The organism is Rhizobium sp. Leaf311 (genome assembly GCF_001423445.1).
Taxonomy (GTDB): Bacteria; Pseudomonadota; Alphaproteobacteria; order Rhizobiales; family Rhizobiaceae; genus Agrobacterium.
The window spans coordinates 677,798-697,725 of record NZ_LMNZ01000004.1; the positions used below are offsets into that span (position 1 = coordinate 677,798).

General features: G+C 57.6%; 21 protein-coding genes. 6 read left to right on the top strand and 15 right to left on the bottom strand.

Annotated elements, in window-relative coordinates; genetic code table 11:
• Positions 1-15: 15 nt before the first annotated feature.
• Positions 16-1,590: a VOC family protein gene (locus ASF69_RS09045; RefSeq protein ID WP_062586948.1), complete on the bottom strand. Its 1,575-nt coding sequence runs from the start codon at positions 1,588-1,590 to the stop codon at positions 16-18.
• A gap of 286 nt (positions 1,591-1,876) precedes the next feature.
• Between ASF69_RS09045 and ASF69_RS09050 the strand changes: the two genes are divergently transcribed.
• From ASF69_RS09050 to ASF69_RS09060, 3 genes are all read left to right on the top strand, one after another.
• The gene (locus tag ASF69_RS09050) at positions 1,877-2,917 is read left to right on the top strand and encodes an ABC transporter substrate-binding protein (protein WP_062586949.1); all 1,041 of its coding nucleotides are present in this window, start codon (positions 1,877-1,879) and stop codon (positions 2,915-2,917) included.
• A 79-nt stretch (positions 2,918-2,996) separates the two neighbouring features.
• Positions 2,997-3,785 carry an ABC transporter ATP-binding protein gene (locus ASF69_RS09055; protein ID WP_062586950.1) on the top strand — a complete coding sequence of 263 codons (789 nt, stop codon included), beginning with the start codon at positions 2,997-2,999 and terminating at the stop codon, positions 3,783-3,785.
• A complete protein-coding gene (locus tag ASF69_RS09060) occupies positions 3,782-4,600 on the top strand; it encodes an ABC transporter permease (RefSeq protein ID WP_062586951.1) in 819 nt (272 codons plus the stop codon). Before ASF69_RS09055 ends, ASF69_RS09060 begins: the two co-directional genes overlap by 4 nt.
• Before the next feature lie 44 nt (positions 4,601-4,644).
• Here ASF69_RS09060 and ASF69_RS09065 read toward each other — a convergent pair whose 3' ends face one another.
• Entirely contained in the window at positions 4,645-5,469 is an 825-nt protein-coding gene (locus tag ASF69_RS09065) for a mechanosensitive ion channel domain-containing protein (protein WP_062586952.1), read from the bottom strand.
• A gap of 280 nt (positions 5,470-5,749) precedes the next feature.
• Between ASF69_RS09065 and ASF69_RS09070 the strand changes: the two genes are divergently transcribed.
• On the top strand, positions 5,750-6,589 hold the full coding sequence (locus ASF69_RS09070) for an EF-hand domain-containing protein (RefSeq protein WP_062586953.1): 840 nt from the start codon (positions 5,750-5,752) through the stop codon (positions 6,587-6,589).
• A gap of 74 nt (positions 6,590-6,663) precedes the next feature.
• Here the strand turns inward: ASF69_RS09070 and ASF69_RS09075 are convergent, their stop codons facing one another.
• The 7 genes from ASF69_RS09075 to ASF69_RS09105 all read right to left on the bottom strand — a co-directional run bounded on the left by ASF69_RS09075 (position 6,664) and on the right by ASF69_RS09105 (position 10,869).
• Entirely contained in the window at positions 6,664-7,197 is a 534-nt protein-coding gene (locus ASF69_RS09075) for a tyrosine phosphatase family protein (RefSeq protein WP_062586954.1), read from the bottom strand.
• The gene (locus tag ASF69_RS09080; RefSeq protein WP_062586955.1) at positions 7,194-7,805 is read right to left on the bottom strand and encodes an HD family hydrolase; all 612 of its coding nucleotides are present in this window, start codon (positions 7,803-7,805) and stop codon (positions 7,194-7,196) included. Before ASF69_RS09080 ends, ASF69_RS09075 begins: the two co-directional genes overlap by 4 nt.
• A 2-nt stretch (positions 7,806-7,807) precedes the next feature.
• The gene (locus ASF69_RS09085) at positions 7,808-8,656 is read right to left on the bottom strand and encodes a folate-binding protein YgfZ (protein ID WP_062586956.1); all 849 of its coding nucleotides are present in this window, start codon (positions 8,654-8,656) and stop codon (positions 7,808-7,810) included.
• Positions 8,657-8,796: 140 nt separating this feature from the next.
• The gene (locus ASF69_RS09090) at positions 8,797-9,546 is read right to left on the bottom strand and encodes a hypothetical protein (RefSeq protein WP_062586957.1); all 750 of its coding nucleotides are present in this window, start codon (positions 9,544-9,546) and stop codon (positions 8,797-8,799) included.
• A 16-nt stretch (positions 9,547-9,562) separates the two neighbouring features.
• Complete coding sequence (locus tag ASF69_RS09095; RefSeq protein ID WP_062586958.1) at positions 9,563-9,820, bottom strand: hypothetical protein; 258 nt, start codon at positions 9,818-9,820, stop codon at positions 9,563-9,565.
• A 105-nt stretch (positions 9,821-9,925) separates the two neighbouring features.
• Entirely contained in the window at positions 9,926-10,357 is a 432-nt protein-coding gene (locus ASF69_RS09100; RefSeq protein ID WP_082469663.1) for a TIGR02301 family protein, read from the bottom strand.
• Positions 10,358-10,419: 62 nt separating this feature from the next.
• Positions 10,420-10,869 (bottom strand): NUDIX hydrolase, encoded by a 450-nt coding sequence (locus ASF69_RS09105; protein ID WP_244475431.1) that lies wholly within the window; start codon positions 10,867-10,869, stop codon positions 10,420-10,422.
• A 141-nt stretch (positions 10,870-11,010) separates the two neighbouring features.
• On the opposite strand from ASF69_RS09105, the gene ASF69_RS09110 reads away from it, so the two are divergent.
• Entirely contained in the window at positions 11,011-11,334 is a 324-nt protein-coding gene (locus ASF69_RS09110; protein ID WP_062586960.1) for a YnfA family protein, read from the top strand.
• A 12-nt stretch (positions 11,335-11,346) separates the two neighbouring features.
• Complete coding sequence (locus ASF69_RS09115) at positions 11,347-12,108, top strand: SOS response-associated peptidase (protein WP_062586961.1); 762 nt, start codon at positions 11,347-11,349, stop codon at positions 12,106-12,108.
• A 10-nt stretch (positions 12,109-12,118) separates the two neighbouring features.
• On the opposite strand, the gene ASF69_RS09120 is transcribed toward ASF69_RS09115, so the two are convergent.
• The 6 genes from ASF69_RS09120 to ASF69_RS09140 form a co-directional block, all read right to left on the bottom strand.
• Complete coding sequence (locus ASF69_RS09120; RefSeq protein ID WP_062586962.1) at positions 12,119-13,411, bottom strand: diguanylate cyclase; 1,293 nt, start codon at positions 13,409-13,411, stop codon at positions 12,119-12,121.
• 299 nt (positions 13,412-13,710) lie between these two features.
• Positions 13,711-13,845: a hypothetical protein gene (locus ASF69_RS23745; protein WP_280136380.1), complete on the bottom strand. Its 135-nt coding sequence runs from the start codon at positions 13,843-13,845 to the stop codon at positions 13,711-13,713.
• A gap of 143 nt (positions 13,846-13,988) precedes the next feature.
• Positions 13,989-14,855 (bottom strand): phosphatidylcholine/phosphatidylserine synthase, encoded by an 867-nt coding sequence (locus tag ASF69_RS09125; RefSeq protein ID WP_062586963.1) that lies wholly within the window; start codon positions 14,853-14,855, stop codon positions 13,989-13,991.
• 20 nt (positions 14,856-14,875) lie between these two features.
• Positions 14,876-15,574, bottom strand: a complete 699-nt coding sequence (locus ASF69_RS09130) for a phosphatidylserine decarboxylase (RefSeq protein ID WP_062586964.1) — start codon at positions 15,572-15,574, stop codon at positions 14,876-14,878.
• 249 nt (positions 15,575-15,823) lie between these two features.
• The gene (locus ASF69_RS09135; protein WP_062586965.1) at positions 15,824-17,710 is read right to left on the bottom strand and encodes an ABC transporter ATP-binding protein/permease; all 1,887 of its coding nucleotides are present in this window, start codon (positions 17,708-17,710) and stop codon (positions 15,824-15,826) included.
• Between the two features lie 116 nt (positions 17,711-17,826).
• A complete protein-coding gene (locus tag ASF69_RS09140) occupies positions 17,827-19,878 on the bottom strand; it encodes a LysM peptidoglycan-binding domain-containing protein (RefSeq protein WP_062586966.1) in 2,052 nt (683 codons plus the stop codon).
• Positions 19,879-19,928: the final 50 nt, after the last annotated feature.

Below are 19,928 nucleotides of genomic sequence, written 5' to 3' on the forward strand. Positions count from 1 at the left end.
GCTCTTTCTGAAGGATTAGGCAAGGCCCGTCACGCCAGCCTCCACCGCCCATTGTCTTGCCAGTTCCACATCTTCCAGCCCAAGCTGGTGACCAAGCGGCAGATGCCGGATTTGCACGGCGGCACCATTGCCCTCGAGGCGCGCTTTCAGGTGCTCCGTCTCACTGCCGTGGCGATCCTTCGTGCCTGCTGCAAGCGTCAGCTGTTTTCCCGCAAGATCCGAAAGCGGCCACGGTTCAAGCACCGGCATGGGGCGCAGCAGCAGGGCATTGCGCGCGAATTGCGGGTAGAGCGCAAAGAAAGCAGCCAGGAAGTTGGCGCCATTCGAATGGCCGATGAAGCTCAGCCTTTGCCAGTCAAGATCATAGGCGGAAATTGCTCCTTCGATGAAAGCGGCAAATGCTTCCGCTTCGGATGCGATGTCCTTCTGGTCAAAGCTTGTGGGGGAGAAGCGGCGAAACCAGCGCGCAATGTCTTCCTCCGTGCTGCGGCCGCGCACGCCCAGCAAGGTTGCGCGCGGGTTGGCACGGTGTGCGAGAGACATGAGACTGGTTTCGCTGCCGCCTGATCCATGCAGGAGAAGGATCGTGCTGCCATCCGCATCCTTCGGCGTGTAGAACCGGTGCACGAACGGAAGGTCGCGGTAGATGACCCGCTCTTCCCCCGGCATGGAGAATTGCGGCAGAGCCACGCGCACGTCCTCCTCATCCCGCATGAAAAGCGGCGGTATGAAGAGTTGCTCTCCCAAGGTTTCTTCCGGCTCATCCAGCGCCATGCCCGGCGCATCCGTCGCCATCTCGATCAGCACGTTGCCGGGCTCGCGAACATAGAGGGAAGAGAAGTATTTCCTGTCATGTGCGTTTGTGGTGGAGGAGTTCAGGGACTTGAGCTCCTTGAGCGTCTCGTTCAGGTCATCCATGTCTCTTGCACGAAAGGCGATGTGATCCACCGTGCCGGTGCCGGGCGCGCTAGACCAGAAACCTGCGGCATCGCGTACATCCACAATGTCGCCGGACGCTGATCCCAGTCGGCGGATCGATCCGTTGTGACCAAGCCGCTCATAGCCGAAATAGCGCTGCAGAAAGCTTTCCGTTTCCTCCGGTACTTCACTCAGCATCGTTGCGCCGCGAATGCGGCGAATGGCGTGTTCGAGGGGAATGCCGGGGGCCACATGCGGCGTTGCCTGTGGAAAAGCATGAGTGCCGACAAGTTTGAGGATGATGCCGTCAGGGTCCTTCAAGCGAATGACCGGTTCGCCGAATTCCTCCATCGGGCCTTCGGTGCGAATACCGGCAGAGAGAGCGCGCGTCAGCCAGAAGCCGATGCTGCCGGGGTCTATGGCAAGCGACACTTCGAGTGTCTGCCCATAGCCCACGCGGCCCTGGCCACCGTCTTCCCAGACAAGGAAGGTCATGAGGGAGCCCGGTGTCGCCGCGTGATCGCCGTAGAAAAGGTGGAGCTGCATGGCATCTTCGAACCCGGCCGACCGTTTGACCAGCCGCAGCCCCAGAAAGCCGACGTAAAAATCGACATTCGCCTGAACCTTGCGGGTGATCATGGTGATGTGGTGGATGCCGAGGGCGGATGTCATGGGTGCCTCCAAAAGGTCTTCGCTTGAGGCCCTATGTTTGCCGCATCTGCTTTTTTAGCAATCCCGCCATTAGAGAACGATGTGTTCGATTTGTGAACAATCTTGTGACGACGGCGATGAATGCCTGCAAAACGCGCTTCAAGCAGCTGCGAAAAATGCTAAAAGCACAATATTTAATCAGAATAATTTTTGTGTAAAAAATGTGCTGTTTTTGCTTGCCATGCCGTTTCAAATTGGTTTGTATGGTCACCAACACAATAAAAAACCTCCAGAGGGAAATTTCAGAATGTTGACGCGAAGGCTGTTTTCAAAGACAGCGGCTTTGGCCGCTATAGGTTTGTCTGCAACAATTTCAGCGCTGCCCGTTCCAGCCTTCGCGCAAACCGCCGTCAAATTCACGCTCGATTGGAAATTCGAAGGTCCTGCCGCCGGCTTTCTGCTCGCGCTCGACAAGGGATATTTCAAGGCGGAAGGTCTTGATGTGACGATCGACAGCGGCAATGGCTCGGTGGAAGCCATTCCGCGCGTGGCGACCGGGGCCTATCAAATGGGCTTCGGTGACATCAATTCGCTCATCAAGTTCCTGGACGAAGATCCGTCCCAGAAGGTCAAAGCCGTCTACATGGTCTATGAGCGCCCGACATTTGCGGTCGTTGGCCGCAAGTCGCTGGGTGTGACGGGTGACCCCAAATCGCTGGAGGGCAAGACGCTGGGCGCACCGCCGCCGGATGGTGCCTTTGCGCAATGGAAAGCCTTCAAGCAGGTCGCGAAGATCGATGACAGCAAGATCAAGATCGAATCCATCGGCTTTCCCGTGCGTGAGCCGATGCTCGCAAAGGGTGATGTCGACGCCGTCTTCGGTTTTGCCTTTTCGGTCATTCTCAATCTGAAGGCCCAAGGTATTGCCGATGACGACATCGCAACCATCCTCATGGCCGAGCATGGCTTGAATCTCTATGGCAATGCCGTGATGGTAAACACTGATTTTGCTGCGGAAAATCCCGCTGCGGTCAAAGGATTTCTCAAGGCTCTCGCCAAGGGTTTCGCCGATGCGGTCAAGAACCCCGAGGAAGGCGTCGCGGCCGTTTTGAAGCGGAATGAAACGCTCAACAGCGACATTGAATTGCAGCGGCTGACAATGGCCAATGCCATGAACATCAAGACACCCTATGTGGTCGAGAACGGCATGGGTGGCGTAGATCCCGCGCGCCTTGCGGCATCGCTCGAAACGCTCAAGGTCTCGCTTGGACTCAAGGGAAATGCGAAGGCCGAACAGGTGTTCGATGCGAGCTTCCTGCCGCCGAAGGACGAGCGGTTGCTGCCCTGACGCTCGCCCTGCGACGGCAACTGCTGTCGTCGTATGAAGACCGCGAGCTTCAAAGCGAAATTCAAAAACAGGAACAGGAATGGCTCATCTGGTTGAAATCGATGGCGTCGATATGCGCTATGGCGGCACAGCCGGTACGCTTGCCGTTTCAGGTCTCGATCTCAAGATCAAGAAGGGCCAGTTTGCCGCTGTCGTCGGACCATCGGGCTGCGGAAAATCGACCTTGATGAAGCTCGTCACCGGCCTTCATATCCCCCAGACCGGCAATGTCATCGTCGCAGGTAAGCAGGTGACGGAGCCGGTATCCATCGTTGGAATGGCATTTCAAAACCCCACCATGCTGCCATGGCGCACAACGCTGGAGAATATCCTGCTGCCGCTGGAGATCGTGGAAAGACACAGGCACAGGCTGAAGGCCAACAAGGCAGAATATATCGCCAAGGCCGAGCGCCTGCTGGAAATCGTGGGGCTGAAAGGCTTCGGCTCGAAATTCCCATGGCAGCTGTCTGGCGGAATGCAGCAGCGGGCAAATCTCTGCCGCGCGCTCATCCATGAGCCTGAATTGCTGATGCTGGACGAACCATTCGGCGCGCTGGACGCCTTTACGCGCGAAGAGCTGTGGTGCGTCATCCGCGACCTGCACGCTGCCAAGCGCGTGACCATCGTGCTTGTGACGCATGATCTGCGCGAGGCGACATTTCTGGCCGACAAGGTCTTCGTCATGAGCGCAAGACCGGGGCGGATACTTGCAGAACACAAGGTTCCTTTCGCCAGACCGCGCCAGCTGGATCTGATGTATGAGAAAGGCTTCAACGAGATGGTGCAGCAGTTGCACGGCGAAATCGCCAAGACGAGGGTTGCTGCATGAGTTCGGCCATTGAAAGCCCAGTGGCTGCGGTACCGCCCAAGCCACTGGTTGCCCGTATCAACTGGGTCAAGGCAGCGCCGTGGCTCTATACACTTGCGCTAATTCTTGTGTGGGAACTGCTGGTCCACGCGTTGAAGATGCCGCAGACCGTTCTGCCGTCGCCCATGCGGGTCGCGCAGGCCATCGTGCAATACTGGTCGCCGATCTGGAAAAACTCGCTGCAGACGCTTTATACGACCACGCTTGGATTTGCGCTTGCTGTGGCAGCAGGGCTGGCAATCGGTCTGTTCATTGGCTGGTCCAAAACCATTTATGCCGGGCTTTATCCGCTCATGATCGGCTTTAACGCCATCCCTAAAGTGGCGCTAGTCCCCATTCTTGTGATCTGGTTCGGCATCGGAACCGTGCCTGCGGTGCTGACGGCCTTCCTCATTTCCTTCTTCCCGATCGTCGTCAATGTGGCGACCGGCCTTGCCACCATCGAGCCTGAAACAGAGGATGTTTTGCGGGCGCTGGGCGCAAGGAAGATGGACATCATGCTGAAAGTGGGCATCCCCAGATCCATGCCCTATTTCTTCGGCTCCCTGAAGATTGCCATCACGCTTGCTTTCGTCGGGTCCGTTGTCTCAGAAACCGTCGCTTCCAATTACGGGCTTGGCAACATGATGAGCTCGGCCCAGAGCCAGTTCAATGTGCCGCTTGTTTTCGCCGGGCTGTTGATGCTCGCCGTCGAGGGCATCGTCATGTACGCCATCATGGCGTGGGTTGAACGACGCATGACAGGCTGGGCACACCGGTCCACCATGGGTCAGTAAGTCGGGCAGGCAGGTCGTTCGGACGACCTGCCTGCGTCACGCTTTTACTGTGCGGACTGATCTCCTACATTCACCGCGCGTTCGTCGAACGCCGACTTCAGCGCCTTTGTCACGTCGCGGGTTGTCGCAAACCAGTTATCGCTTTTGGCCCAGTAGCGCAGCTTGACGGTTGCGCTGTCGTTGCTGGCGGAATCGACAAATGTTGTCGGTGCGGGATCAAGCAGAACACGGCTGTCGGAGCGGACGATGTTCATCAGCATTTCCTGCGTGTCAGCGATGCTTTCGCCCTTCGGAACGGTAACGGTAAGCTCATGGCGGCGTGATGGGAAACGGCTGAAATTGGTAATCGGCACGTTCCATAGCGTCGAATTGGGAGCCAGGCGATAAAGCCCATCACTGGTCTTCAACTCCGTCGCAAACAGTCCGATTTCAACGACAGTACCGGTGACCGCGCTGGTCTCGATATATTCGCCAACGCGGAATGGGCGAAGGACGAGCAGCATGATGCCGGCAGCAATGTTCTGCAGCGTGCCTTGAAGCGCCAGACCGACGGCCAGACCGGCGGCACCCAGCGCCGCAAGGATCGAAGCCGTCTGTACGCCAAACTGGCCAAGCACCATGACGAGCACGAGAATGAGCACAACGTAGCGCACGATGCCGGAGAAGAACCGCGCCAGCGTTTCATCAAATCCGCGAATGCGCGACAGACCCTCATAGGACCAACGCTGTAACAGCGTTGCGGCAACCCAGCCGATGATCAGCAGAATGAGGGCTCCGACAATGGAGAAGGAATATTGAACCATCAGCGCACTTGCCTGACGAAGTGCCGCCTGCGACGCGACGATGATATCCGTAGCCTGTTGATCCATATATTCTAACCTCTTTATGTTGCGTGAGAAACGGTAACGGCGCGATGCCGGTTTTGCTCCATCCGTAGAGAAAAAACGACGATCGGGGCCTGTCAGAACGGGTTAGATAACGAAGCGATTTTTTAGATTTGTGAAATGTCGACCAGAAATAAATGGTTAACAATTCGTTTTTATTTTCACTGTAATTCAAGTAATTATTGTCTGGTTCGCCTTTATCGCGTGGCGCGAACATGTCCCCCTAAACAGCCCAAGACAATATGCTCCGACAGGGAGACGGTGAATGACGACCATTTCATCAATTTCTAATAATCAATATTATCGCAGCCCCAACGCTCTCGCCCAGACCACCGATAGCACTGTCAATTACGAAGGAAACAGCACTGCCTCAGCTGGCGGCTCGTCTTCAGGCTCCAATATGAGTTCTGAAAGCGCAGACAGCAGCAGCGCGATCAACCAGTTCCTTTCCACGCTGATGACAATGCTGCTCAATTTCTCGCCGACCTCCGAGTCCGACGAGACGTCGAGCAGCACCAGCGAACAATCGCAAGCCGACTATTTCTCCAGTCTTGATACGGATGGAAGCGGCACGCTTTCGCAATCCGAATTCTCGACAGCTCGGCCTGATGATGTGACCGAGGAGATGTCGACCAACCTCTTCACGCAGCTGGATAGCGATGGCGATGGTGTCGTCAGCGCGACAGAGATGTCTGCCATGGAAACCCGGCCGCGTGGTCCGCATTCCGCTGGCAGCGAGGAGGACGATTCGACCACGACATCATCCCTCGATACCAACGGTGACGGCGTCGTTTCCCAGGCAGAATTTCTGGCCAGGCGCCCTGACGACCTGGCCGAAGACATGGCGACAACCCTGTTCAGCAGCTTGGACAGCGATGGTGACGGTTCTGTCAGCCAGGAAGAAATGAAGGCGGGCAGGGGCACGGAAGGCGTAGGTCCACTGCCACGTGCCATGTCTTCTTCAGCGGAAACTGCAGAGAGCGATGACAGCAGTGTTGTCGATGGCTCAATGGATGGTTTTCTCGCGCGTCTGGAACAGATAGCCAAGGAATATCAGTTCGTAGGCGATGAAGAGGACACCACCGCGCAGTCGATCACCGTCTGACATGTCGTTGCCGCAATGATGCGGCGACCTCATCCATGGAGAGCCGGGGGCGGATCGTGCTTCCGGTTTTCGCCTCACTCCTGAGCCACCTGCTCATAGAGGGGCAGGACAAAGGGTACATTGCCATCCGTATCCGCGCCGCGTCCGATTGATTTGATGGCTGCAATCAGCGCACCGCCCCGGCCAAGCAGGCGATCGCCGATTTCGATGATGCGGGAATTGGGCGTAGCATAGGGTGAAACGATGCGGAGCCGCGCGGCGAGCGCCGCGTCATCCTGTTCCGGCCGAACCGCCAGAGCGACGATAAGCGCAGCGGCGGGAGAGCGCGAAACGCCCATCCAGCAATGAATCAGCAACGGGGCGGACTGGTCCCACCCATGGGCAAAATCGATCAGTTGCTGCACGTGCAGATCATCCGGTGCAATCAGCTTGTCGGTGCCCTTGAAGGTAATGTCATTCATCTGAAGGGTCAGATGGCGTTCTGCAGAAATCACGGCAGGGCGGTGGAAGCTCTGCTCTTTCGCAATCAGCGTTACCATTTCCCGCGACTTGTGTCGCACGGCCATTTCCCCGATGCGCGACAGGGGGCAAACGACAATCTGGCTCATCTCAAATCCTTCCGAAGCTGCTCTATAGCTTCGAAGCGTGCTATAAATCGATCTTGAGCATCGATCGCAGGCACGGGCGATATCTCGATCATGTCTCTGGTGATGCCGCGTGGCAGGCCGAAGAATTTCTGCGCTTCGCTGAGTGAGAAACCCGCCAGCTCGGTTGCCTCAAAAAAGGCTGCGACAGTATCCGCCTTCTTGATGCGGTCCTTGAGTTCGCGTCCTGGATGCGGGGCAAGACCGAAGCGCAGGTGGATTGCCGCTTCCAGCCGCTTTTCGACACTCTTGTAACCGCCGCCGACAACGGATTTGAAGGGCGATATCATGTCGCCGATCACATATTCCGGCGCGTCATGCAACAAAGCCATCAAAAGTTCGTCCGCGGTCGCCGCAGGGTTCAATCTGGAGAAAATGGTTTCCACGATGAGGCTGTGTTGCGCGACGGAAAACGCATGGTCACCCTGCGTCTGCCCGTTCCAGCGCGCCACTCTGGCGAGACCGTGAGCGATATCGGCCAGTTCCACGTCAAGCGGCGAGGGGTCCAGAAGATCGAGCCGCCTGCCCGAAAGCATTCGCTGCCACGCGCGTGGCGTTTTCGACGCTGCCACGTTCAGTCTTCCGAAGAGACTGCCGGGTCGGCAGCAGGAAAGCTCAACCCGCTCCAGGCGGGCAGGGCGACCGTAACCGCGGCGGAGCCTGCGGTGATATCGGCGTCCGATGCCATCGCATCGGCGGCGCGATCCGTACGGATTATGGCTAGTCCCTGTTTTCCGCAGACGGTGCCGAGGACGCCGAGAGGTTTGCCGGCGGCGAGGATTTCCGTGCCGCTGTCCGGGAGGTCCGTATCTGCAGTTACCGTTACGACACGGCGGCGGGCCGTGCCGCGATGCTTCATCCTCGACACGACTTCCTGCCCGACGAAACAGCCCTTCCTGAAGGAGACGCCTTCATTCACGTCCATCAGGACATCATGCGGGAAGGCATCCTGAAGCTGGTAGTCGAGGCCAGCGACGACGATGCCATGTGCCACGCGAAGCTGGTGATATGAAGATGCGTCTTGCGCGCTGGAAGTGCCAGGCATGCGGTAGAGATCGACACCGGCCTTCGAGAAATGGCTATCCTTGACGGCACCTGCCGGTGCCGTCTCGTCCCAAAAGACGCTGACGCCCGGTTGTTCGTCTGCGGTGAGTTGGACAGGGGCACGCAGCTTGTACATGGTCAGGCGGCGCAGCAACTGGTCCTGTTGATCGCTGCCCGTTTCCAGCACGTATCCATCGTCGCTGCGCCAGATCAGGAATTCGAACATGATCTTTCCCTGCGGCGTCAGCAGTGCGCCAGCGCGCGCTTCACCCTCGGGCAGCGAATCGAGATCGGGGGTAATGAGGTTCTGCAGGAAATCCGTGGCACCGGTGCCGGAAACCCGGATCAAACTACGGTCGATCAGAAAGGCGGAAGACATGGGCGTTACCACTCGGGTTCGTTCTTTCCCGAAGAGCTAGAGCGTTTTCAATGCAATTGAAACCCTTCTCTTGGCTTGATGTCCATTAGAAAGGTGTGGGAGCAGCAGGAGTGAGGCGCATTGCACGGAAGGTGCGGACCTCAATCCCCCGCCGTGAAGAACTTCCACTGGCCGTCAGGCGAGATGCCGATCCGGTAGAAGCTGTAATTCCCGTATTCCTGCATATCCGCGAGATCGCCCGCGGTGATGATCCGCAGCAACTCCACCTTTTCAGGCTGAGTGAGGGTGTTCAGCGGCTTTCCGGCAAAATATGGGAAGACATACATCTCGTCAGGCGTACCAGCGTCCACATGCGCATAGCCGGTCGACAGCAGATCAATGATGATGGCGAGGACTTCCAGCCCATCGGGATCGCCGGAGAAGCTCTTCAGAGCAGCGACGGGGTCTTCCGCATCACCATCCACCCGTGCCTGGTTCGGGCCGGGATTGACGAGCGGGCGCAATTTTTCAATGTCGCCGGTAGAGGCTGCATCGATGATGAGCTGGCGCAGGCGGCGAACCGGCTCAGGTGCCTTGCTGATATCGTGCTCGATCTGTGCCGAAATCTGCGGTGTATCGTTCTGGGGCTGTTCGGCCTTCTGCGCGCCGGAGCGATTTACCAGGGGATCGGGGAGCGGAATGCCGTCCGAATCACCTTCAACTGCGTCCGGCTCTACGGGCTGCTTGTTTTCAGCAGGTTTTTCACCTTCGCTACTGGCAGGATCCTGCGCTGGCCGCAATTCCGACAGGGCGAAAGCAGAGCCTGGAACGCTGACGGCGAACACGGACAACGAGACCATCAAGGAAACAGCGGCTGTCGACCGCAAAAACCCCTTGCGAGAGCGATACATGATATAAAACTCCAGCTTACTGAATAATGCGGTGAGGGGAGAATTCGCCCTCAAGCATGCGCTGGCGCAGAGATTCCAGCATGGCTTCAGCGCCCGCTTCACCGTGCATACGGATGGTTTCGCGCATGGCAAGAGCGATAGCGGCGTCAGCGATGATCTCCGGCTCGATCCCATCGGCCATACCGTCGGCCCATGCTTCGTTTTGATGTTCCAGAGCGACCTGCATCTTTTCATGCGCGATCATATCGTGGATTTCGTTACGGCTTGTTTGCATCTTTCATCCTCGACAAGGCGGGCAACTCGTTACCACCCTGTTAACAACTCTAACAGTCTTTTCTCAAAACGGCACGGCCCGCAGCCAAAAGAGGTTAATAAACCACTAATTTCCGAACCTTGACGCAATTTCCTGCGCCAGTGTTGCCCCTTCGATACGGTATTTCTCTTCTGCAGCGATTGCGGCAGGCGTGCAGGCCGTATGAACGGCCGCAAAACTGCGATAGCCACGGTTGAATGCTGCAGTCATTCGCTGCCGTCGATTGGGCTCATTGGCAGTGTCTGCCGCCAGAAGGTCGCTCATCGACTTGCGCCATTCCTCCGAGCCCGTGGCAGGACAAAGCGTGCGCAGATATTGCACGGCACCCAGTATCTCAGACAGTCGCGCCATCTGGTTGTCATAGGGTGCCGGCTTGTTTTCCTGCTGGGCGGCGGCGGCTGGCGGCGGCGGTGGAGTGTGCTGCGCAGCATTGGCCACGGTCAACGGTGTTCCCGTTGCCACCGCAATCGCCAGCATCCATTCCATCCGTCTTTTCATCAATTTACGCATTACCCGGCATGACGGTTTACTCATCCGCCCGGAGATAGCCGCGATTCTTCTTAGCATTGCAACTGCCCCAGCAGACGTTCTGCACACTCGACAACGCTTTCCGGCGCAGGCAGGCTTCGGATTTCGTCCAGCGTGTACCACCCGGCTTCTGCCGCATCGTCTGCTGCCACCACGATTGCGTTGCTGTCGGCTTCCACAGTGTATACCGAGAGAAAGAAATGGCTGGTCAAATGTCCGTCAGCGTCATAGCCGGGCAGATCATAGGTCGCGAAAAGCTGTGGATGACGGGCGACAATGCCGGTTTCCTCTTCCAGTTCACGCAGGGCAGTTTCGTCCGGGCTTTCACCCGGCTCACCGCGACCTCCCGGAAAGGCGAACATGTCTTGCGAGGGAGGATTGATGCGGCGCACGAGGAGCACGCGATCGGCGCGTCGAACGATTGCGGAAGAGGCAGCTTGGGGCAGGGGCATACGGTATCCTTGTGCGATATCGATGATCATTATGACCTGAACCTTGCAGGAAACGTGGCAACAGCTTCACGTTGCAGGAAATTCTTGAGGCAAGGCCCGCTGCATCAGCTATATGAGGATCTTCGATTTTGATCAGTCCGCGCGCAGGCCGGTCACCGGCGGGAACATCGCATGAAACTCTATCTCCTCTATGCCGCAGCAGCGCTGGCCGAAATTGCAGGCTGCTTTGCCTTCTGGGCCTGGCTGCGGATGGAAAAGTCCATTGGCTGGCTTGTTCCCGGCGTGGCGTCGCTGGTTGTGTTTGCATGGTTTCTTGCACTGGTTCCAGCTGATGCTGCCGGACGTGCCTATGCCGCCTATGGCGGAATTTACATCGCCGCCTCACTGCTCTGGCTGTGGGCCGTCGAGGGACAGCTTCCGGACAGGTTCGATATGGCCGGTGGGGCGATTTGCCTTGCGGGTGCTTCGCTCATATTGTTCGCTCCAAGAGGATGAGAGCTTAAGGCCATGTGTGGACGTTTCATGCTGGATGCCGCGCCAGGAGAAGTCGCGGACTATATGAACCTCAGCGAGCTGGAGGATTTTCCGGCACGGTTCAACATTGCGCCGACACAGCCCATTCTGGTCGTCGTGGAAGGTGGCCACTCAGAGCCGGGAAGCAACCTGCCCAACCGGCAAGCGTTGCTTGTGCGCTGGGGCTTCCTGCCGGGCTGGGTAAAGGACCCGAAGGAATTTCCTCTGCTGATCAATGCGCGTGCCGAGACAGCAATCGGCAAAGCCTCTTTTCGGGCGGCCATGCGGCACCGGCGAATTCTTATTCCGGTTACCGGCTTCTATGAATGGCGCAGACCATCGAAAGAGGAGGGCGGGAAATCGCAGGCCTATTTCATAAAGCCCAAGCGCGGCGGCGTGATTGCCTTTGCCGGCCTGATGGAAACCTGGTCATCGGCTGACGGTTCTGAAGTGGACACTGGTGCCATTCTGACCACCGCCGCAAACCGGACGATTGGACAGATTCATGACCGGATGCCGGTTGTTGTCTCTCCGGAAGATTTCACCCGCTGGCTGGACTGCAAGACCCAGGAACCGCGCGATGTTGCGGAGCTGATGCGGGCGGCGGATGAGGATTTGTTTGAGATGATTCCGGTGTCTGATAAGGTCAACAAGGTTAGCAACACCGGCGCGGATCTGCTTGAGCCGGTTGCGGAAAGCCTGCCCACAGCCCCGAAAAAGGCGCCGAAAGACGACGCGCAAATGTCGCTGTTCTAGAGCGCTTGCCTCATGACATCTGGTCAAGCCTGGACAGCTCTCTGCGCGCCATGACATCGGAATAGACGCAGTTACGACCATTGGCTTTTGCAATGTAAAGCAATTGGTCGGCGGCCGTGAGCTGCTGATCCAGAGATCCGCCTTTTTCCACCTCCACGACGCCGACGGAAATCGTCAAAGGTATCTCGGAACCGACGAGGCTTTCCGCATTCGCTGCGACTTCCTGACGAAGGCTTTCGCAGAATGCATGGGCCTGCTGGCCGTCCAAGCCTTTGAGGAAAATCGCGAATTCTTCACCGCCAATGCGTGCGGCGAGGTGTTCGCCTTTGCTACAGAAGTCCGAGAGAAGATTGGCAAGCATCTTCAGCGCCTTGTCACCTGCGCTATGACCAAATGTATCGTTGATTTGCTTGAAGTGGTCGATGTCCACAATGGCGACTGCCCCACGTGCACCGGTTACCTTGAGGTTTTCCAGCAGACCGGTTGCATGGTCGAAGAAGGAACGTCTGTTCGGCAGGCCGCTGAGGTGATCCTTTTCAGCAAGCTCACGCAGACGCATCAGCTGTTTCAACGTTTCGACATTGTTGTCGATACGACATTGCAGCTCTTCCGGCACGAAGGGCCGGTAGATGAAATCCGAGGCACCGGCTTTCAGAAAATGCGCCGAGAGCATTCTATCGGTGGATGACGAAACGCCGATAATGCGAAGTTCTTCGGAGGAGCGTCCAGCGCGGATGAGGCGCGTCAACTCGTAGCCATCCATATCCGGCATGTAGTAATCGGTGATGACGAGTTGTATCGACGGATTGCTAGCCAGGATATCAAGGGCCTGTGCGCCCGAATAGGCCTCCTGCACGGTGAAATTCTGCCGTGTCAGAATTTCCTTAAGGCTGGACCGTGCCGCTTTCGCGTCATCGACAATAAGAATGGAAAATTGTCTGTTGGCCAAGATACGGTCGACCGTCTTGACCACCGTATCGACCGTGCGACGTCCGTCCTTGACGATATAGTCGATGATCTTCTTTTCGGCATAGTGCTGCCGTGCCTGTTCGTCCACAGTCGCCGTAAAGACAATCGTCGGGACTTTGCGCTTTTCCAGCAGATTGAGGATTTCGCCATTTGGTGCGTCGGGTACTGTCAGACCGGTCAACGCAAGCGTAAACTTATGTCGCTTGAGGAGATCAGCGGTTTGCGACATCGTTTCACAATGGAAAATCTCGGCGTTCGTTTCGTCCGCGAGCCGCATCTTCAGCAGAATGGAAAGAGCAACTGAATCTTCGATGAGAAGAATTTTATCCCGCATGAGTTGGTCGCAACCTTTGAAAACGAATTACGGTGTCATTGTCTTCGTTCGTCTGAAAGTTGGCCAAGCTGGATAGTAGCAAACGGTAGAGAAACAATTTTCCGAAAAAAGAACGATAAACGATATTGTTTTATATTTGGTGTTTTCGCCGGCTCCAAGAATAGCCGTACCTTTGCATGGCGCTGGGCGCAAATCCAGCTACTAAACCACGCCTATAAAAAATGGCACCCCGAGGTGCCAGTTTCCCTATTCGTCAAAAATCTGCGCCAAATGGGCGACTGTGCCGATTTACCGCCGTCTCAGGCCGCTTTTGGCTCTTTGGATTTGCGTGTCAGCATCAAAGCGGCAGCGGCTACAGCCTTCAGGCCAAGCGGCCTGTAATGGCTGTTGAGGTCCGGTTTCGCCGGAACGTCCTGTTTCGTCGTTTCGCTCATATTCAATCTCCTGAATTCCCCTGTAAAGCCGCCGATTGGCAGTCTTCCCGGAAACCTCTTTCAAAAGAAATCATGACGAATTCGAGGCAAATTCAATCAATTGAAATTTGCAGGCTGCGACATTTCGTGTCCGGGCGAATGGCCTAAAGACCGCGATCCATGGCGCTACCGTCATGGTGGTCGCCGTGGATATCTTCCTCGATCGTCAGCGTGCCATATCGCTTGTGCCAGATCCGAGCGCTGAAGGGCAGGAAGGCCAGATAGGCAAGGACGGTAACGACTAGCACTTCCCAGGTGAAACTCATCAACAGCGCAACGTAGAGAACGACGATGAGAATGGCGGGAAGAACCAGATCGCGGCGAATGCGGCTTTCGGATTTGCCAGACCACACCGGCAGTCGGCTGATCAGGAAATAGCCGATAAGCACCGTGTAAGCGCTGCCGATATAGGCGAAGGTCTTGCCGGGCTCTATGCCCATGAAGCCGAGATAGACCGGCAACAGAACCAGCATGGCCCCCATGGGTGCTGGAACGCCCACGAAGAACTCGTTCTGCCAGGGCGCCTTAACTTCACGCTCAATCATGACGTTAAAGCGCGCGAGCCGCAGCCCAGCGGCGATGACATAGATAAGAGCGGCGATCCAGCCCAACGAGCGGGCGTGATCGAGGAGGTAGGCATAGACGACAAGAGCGGGTGCAACGCCGAAGTTGACGATATCGGCCAGCGAGTCCATCTGGGCGCCGAACTTCGACGTCGCCTTCATCATGCGCGCCAGGCGGCCATCGACACCGTCGAGGAACGCGGCGAGCAGGACCATGCCGACCGCAAGTTCGAAGCGGCCCTCAAAGGCGAGGCGGACGCCGCTCAGGCCTGCGCAGATGGCAAGCACGGTAACGAGATTTGGAATGACAAGACGCAGCGGTATTTCCCGCAGGCGCGGCCCACGGCCACTGTCATTGGTCATCTCGGGCTTGATGTTGCTGCCGGGCTCGGGCGTCGTCGTTTCCATGGCGTTGCTCCTGCTCAGGCTTAGCCGCGTCGGCTGATGACCGGACCCTTGGCAGAGCCAAATTCCGCCAGAACGGTTTCACCGGCAATGGCTGTCTGGCCAACGGACACGCGTGGCTGGAAGCCTTCAGGCAGGAAGATGTCCAAACGAGAGCCGAAACGGATCAGACCGAAGCGTTCGCCAGCATCGACAGGCTCGTTCGGCTTGACCCAGCAGACGATACGGCGCGCGACCATACCGGCAATCTGCACAACGCCGACCTTGCCATGCGCGGTCTCGATGACGAGGCCATTGCGCTCATTGTCTTCCGAAGCCTTGTCGACCTCCGCGTTGAGGAACAGGCCGGGGCGATAGGCGACATTGATGATGCGGCCGCGCACAGGCGAGCGGTTGACGTGGCAATTGAAGACATTCATGAAAACCGAAACGCGAACCATCGGCTCCTTGCCGAGTTCCAGCTCAAGCGGGGGAACAACGGTCTGGATCGCTGACACGGTTCCATCGGCAGGGCTGATGATGAGCGTATCATCCTGTGGCGTGACCCGCTCCGGATCGCGGAAGAAATAGGCGCACCAGGCAGTCAGAACCAGACCGATCCAGAAGAGCGGTTCGGCTATCCAGCCAAGCACCAGCGACGCGACGAAAAAGGCGGCGACGAAGACGTAACCTTCCTTGTGGACCGGCACGATGGTGTTACGAATGGTGTCGAACAGGTTCATTGATCTTTCTTCTCCGAATTTATCTTTGGTCAGCCTGGCCGGGTCGTGGCGCTATGCTGCTATGTCAACCTCGCGCCCGGACTTTGCAATGCCTGGCTCTGCAATGCCGACTCCGGCACCAAAGCCATTCTGCATATAGTCATTCCGCGACGATATTCACGCCCAGACGCGACAACACACGAATAGGTGACTACAGGCAAAACGCTTGGCGAGCAATCTGTTAGGCTTGAACGCCAGCGTTTATACGCATCAATGCGCGCGTTCTCCCCGGTCCACGACACCCAGGTCGTCCTGTTCCCTGACTTCGCGCAGGCGTTCTTCCGCCTGTATGGCTTCGCGCTGGCGGCTCCACATGGAGGCATAGAGCCCGCCCATCTCGATGAGTGACGCATGGGTGCCACGTTCGGCAATCGTACCGTCCTTGAGAACGATGATCTCATCTGCGCCGATGACGGTGGAAAGGCGGTGGGCGATGACCAGCGTCGTGCGGTTTTTGGAGACGATATCCAGCGCGCTTTGAATTTCCTGTTCGGTGTGGGTGTCGAGCGCCGAGGTCGCCTCATCAAGGATGAGGATGGGCGGTGCCTTCAGAATCGTGCGAGCAATGGCGACGCGCTGTTTTTCACCGCCGGAAAGCTTCAACCCACGCTCTCCAACCATGGTCTGATATCCCTGTGGCAGCTTGCTGATGAAGCCGCTGATCTGGGCGGCACTGGCTGCTGCCATGATTTCGTCCTGCGACGCATCCGGCCGTCCATAGCGGACGTTGTAGGCGAGCGTATCGTTGAACAGGACCGTGTCCTGCGGCACCATGCCAATAACCGAACGCAGGCTTTTCTGCGTTACATCGCGGATATCCTGCCCATCGATGGTGATCGAGCCGTCTTGAATGTCGTAGAAGCGATAGAGCAATCGCGACAGGGTGGACTTGCCCGCGCCGGATGGTCCGACGATCGCAATTGTCTTTCCGGCGGGCACATCGAAGGAGATGCCCTTGAGGATCGGGCGGTCGGGATCATAGGCAAATCGCACGTCGCGGAAACTGACCGTACCCGCGCCGATCTGAAGTTCCTTCGCGTCCGGTGCATCCACCACCTCTGCCTCGACTTCCAGAAGGTCGAACATCTCCTCGATATCGGTCAGGCCCTGGCGGATTTCACGATAGACGAAGCCGATGAAATTCAGCGGCACCGAGAGCTGCAGCAGCAGGGCGTTGATGAAAACGAAATCACCGATGGTCTGCTCGCCGTGCTGCACTGCCAAGGCAGACAGCACCATCATGACGGTGGAGCCGATGCCGAAAATGACGCCCTGGCCGAAGTTGAGCCAGCCGAGCGACGTCCAGATGGCGGTTGCCGACTTCTCATATTTCGCCATGGAAGCATCGAAGCGGCGCGCTTCCATGTCTTCGTTTCCGAAGTATTTGACCGTCTCAAAATTCAGCAGCGAGTCGATCGCCTTGGTGTTGGCGTCCGTGTCGCTGTCATTCATCGATCTGCGGATGGAAATGCGCCAGTTGCTGGCCTTTACCGTGAACCAGATATAGGCCCAGACGGTGATGACGGTGACCGCCACATAGATGAAACCGTAGGTCATCCAGAAGACGATGACGGTCAGCAGAAACTCGATGAATGTGGGTGCCGTGTTCAGGATCGTGAACCGGACGATGGTTTCGATACCCTTGGTGCCACGCTCGATGACGCGCGACAGGCCGCCGGTCTTGCGCTCCAGATGAAAGCGCAGGGAGAGGCGGTGCATGTGCACGAAGGTCTTGAAGGCAAGCTGGCGGACCGCGTGCTGGCCAACGGAGGCAAAGAGCGAATCCCGCAGCTGGTTGAGAGCGACCTGCAAAAGGCGCGTCAGATTGTAAGCCACGACAAGTGCGACGGCACCCAACAGGAAGACGGGAACGAGCCCCGCCATATCGAGCTTGCCATTCAGTGCATCCGTTGCCCATTTGAAGAAGTAGGGAACGGATATGAGAACGAACTTGGCGAGGATAAGAAAGAACGTGGCCCAGACGACCCGCATCTTGAGGTCTGGCCTGCCTTCGGGCCACATATAGGGCCAAAGATTTATGATCGTCTGCAACGGATTGCCCGAATCCGCTGAAATCGTTTTCTTCTTGTCCGTCATGCTCTGCTCCGGAGGGCGTCTGCCGGAATGCAGACAGCAACACGGCGGCTTCCTTGAAGCCGCCGTCTCAAATTAGATATAGCTGTCTTTCGGGCAATGCAATGCCGCAGGGGAGATCACCGACCCATGAGGCGCTTGCGGTGCAGCTCTTCGGCATTGGGCAGGGCATTTTCAGGAACGCCGAAGATCTGGCCGGGCTCGATCAGATCAGGGTTTGCGATCTGATCCTGATTGGCAAGATAGATCGTCGTATATCGAACACCCTGACCGTAAACGCGCCGGGAAATCTGCCACAGAGTATCGCCGCGTCTGATGATGACGGCGCTGTCGCTGTGGGCGAGAGGTGCCTGTTCGAAGGTTTTCGGACCAGTTTGTGGTTGGGCCTGCGTTGTGGAAGACGCAGCATTGGCAGCTTCAGGCATTGCCGCGTTCAACTGCGCGAAACGGTCGGAGAGGCTGGCGATCTGCTTGCCAATGGCCGCGACATCGTTCGGCAGACCATCGATGACGGCAAGCAGCGCACGCTCCTTGGCGACGATATCGGTGACGAAAGCCGTGAAAGCCGGATCGGCATTGGCAGCTGTACGGAATTCCGACAGCGAACGCAGGGCAATCGATGTGGCGGACTTTGCGGCTGCAACCTCTTCCAGCGCGGGCGACTTGCCGTCCGCGTAGAGACCGGAGAGAATGGCGAACGCCTTGCTCACATCAACGCGCAATGCCTCGAAAGCGGTGCGGTCACTGACAACGCCAGGGTCCTGCAGACCGGCGGCAGCACCTGTCGTTGACGACGGCTGTGTCGGCGTCTTCTGCATCGCGACCGTTGCCTGATCGCTTGCGGGACGCATGAAGGGCACGCGAACGCGAACGGTAACATTGCCCGCAGCATCAAGCGCCTCTGCCGTGACGATGTGATCGCCAACGCTCAGCTCGATATCGCCCTCAATGACGAAGCTGCCGGATGCTTCTGCCTTCGCACTGCCGATCTGCTGATCGTCCACGAGGACACGCACATTGGTGCCAGCCGGGGCGGATCCGGCGACGAAGATTTTTGTTCCCTCGAATTCCACGGCCATGACGCGGATGGATGAGGTTTCGCCGGATGTGGCGGCAGAGCCAGCCTGACCCTGCGCTGCAGGGGCTGTGGTGGATGTGCCGGGCTGCACTGCTGTCTGGCCAGGCTGTGTCTCGCTGGCGTTCTGACCAGCTGCTCCGAGCGCAGGCGGGGCTGTCTCCGGCATGGTCAAGACGCGGCTGGCTTTTCCAGGCGTCGTCACCATGGCAAGAAGCTCGCCACTTTTCTGTTTTGGAACGGAAACGGTCGCGGTTTCGGTTGATTGAACCGTCGCGCCGTCCTTGCCGATGGCGCGCAACACGATTTCATGATCGCCGGGGGGAAGCGGATTGTCGAGGACTGCGGCAAAGTCACCACTGCCTTCAACGGTCGTCTGCGCGATGACCTGTCCGTTGTTGACGATCTCAAGCTTGGAGCCCGGAGCAGCCTTGCCAGCGATGACCGCCGAACCATCCGGCTCGACGCGCAACACGTCGAAGCGTGGCAATTGAGGCTCCGCTGCAGGTGTCGAAGCAGGCGTTGCGGAACGCGCGGGCGCCGCAGGCGTTTCTGGCCGTGGCGCCCCATCGTCCGTGCCGGCAAAAACACCGGCAAGACGACGGACCTGATCCGCAGCCACGCTCGCATCCGCAGGCAGGCCGCGCAGGAATGCTATGGCTCTTTCGGCTGCGGTCCGCGCCGTTGTGATCAGACGTGAAGTGTTCTCGTCAAGTGATTCTGGAATATCGACATTTCCAAGTTCCTTGAGGGAATCCTCGACCTTCGCGCGTGCAGCTGCAAATTCCTCGTTGGTCGGCACCTTGTTGTCGGCAAAGCGGCCCGTCATATCCTTGATGGATTGGGTTGCGGCTTCTGCCAGACGTCCAACCTTCTCGGCGATATTGGTTGTTTCCTTCGCCGCATCCGACAGAAGGTCGCCGGATTTCTCGCTACCCATTTCCACGCTGTTCTTGACGTCGTTGCCAGCCTGATTGATCGCATCACCAATCGGTCTGTCATCGGTAGACATACGTGGGAGAACGAAGAAGACCATGAGAAGCGTCGCGACGCCCAGCACGATAAGCGCCAGCAGTCCGGCCCTTTTATTGTTCATCATCACTCTCCGGGTAACTTTCTTGTCTTCACGTTGCGATAGCTAGCGTT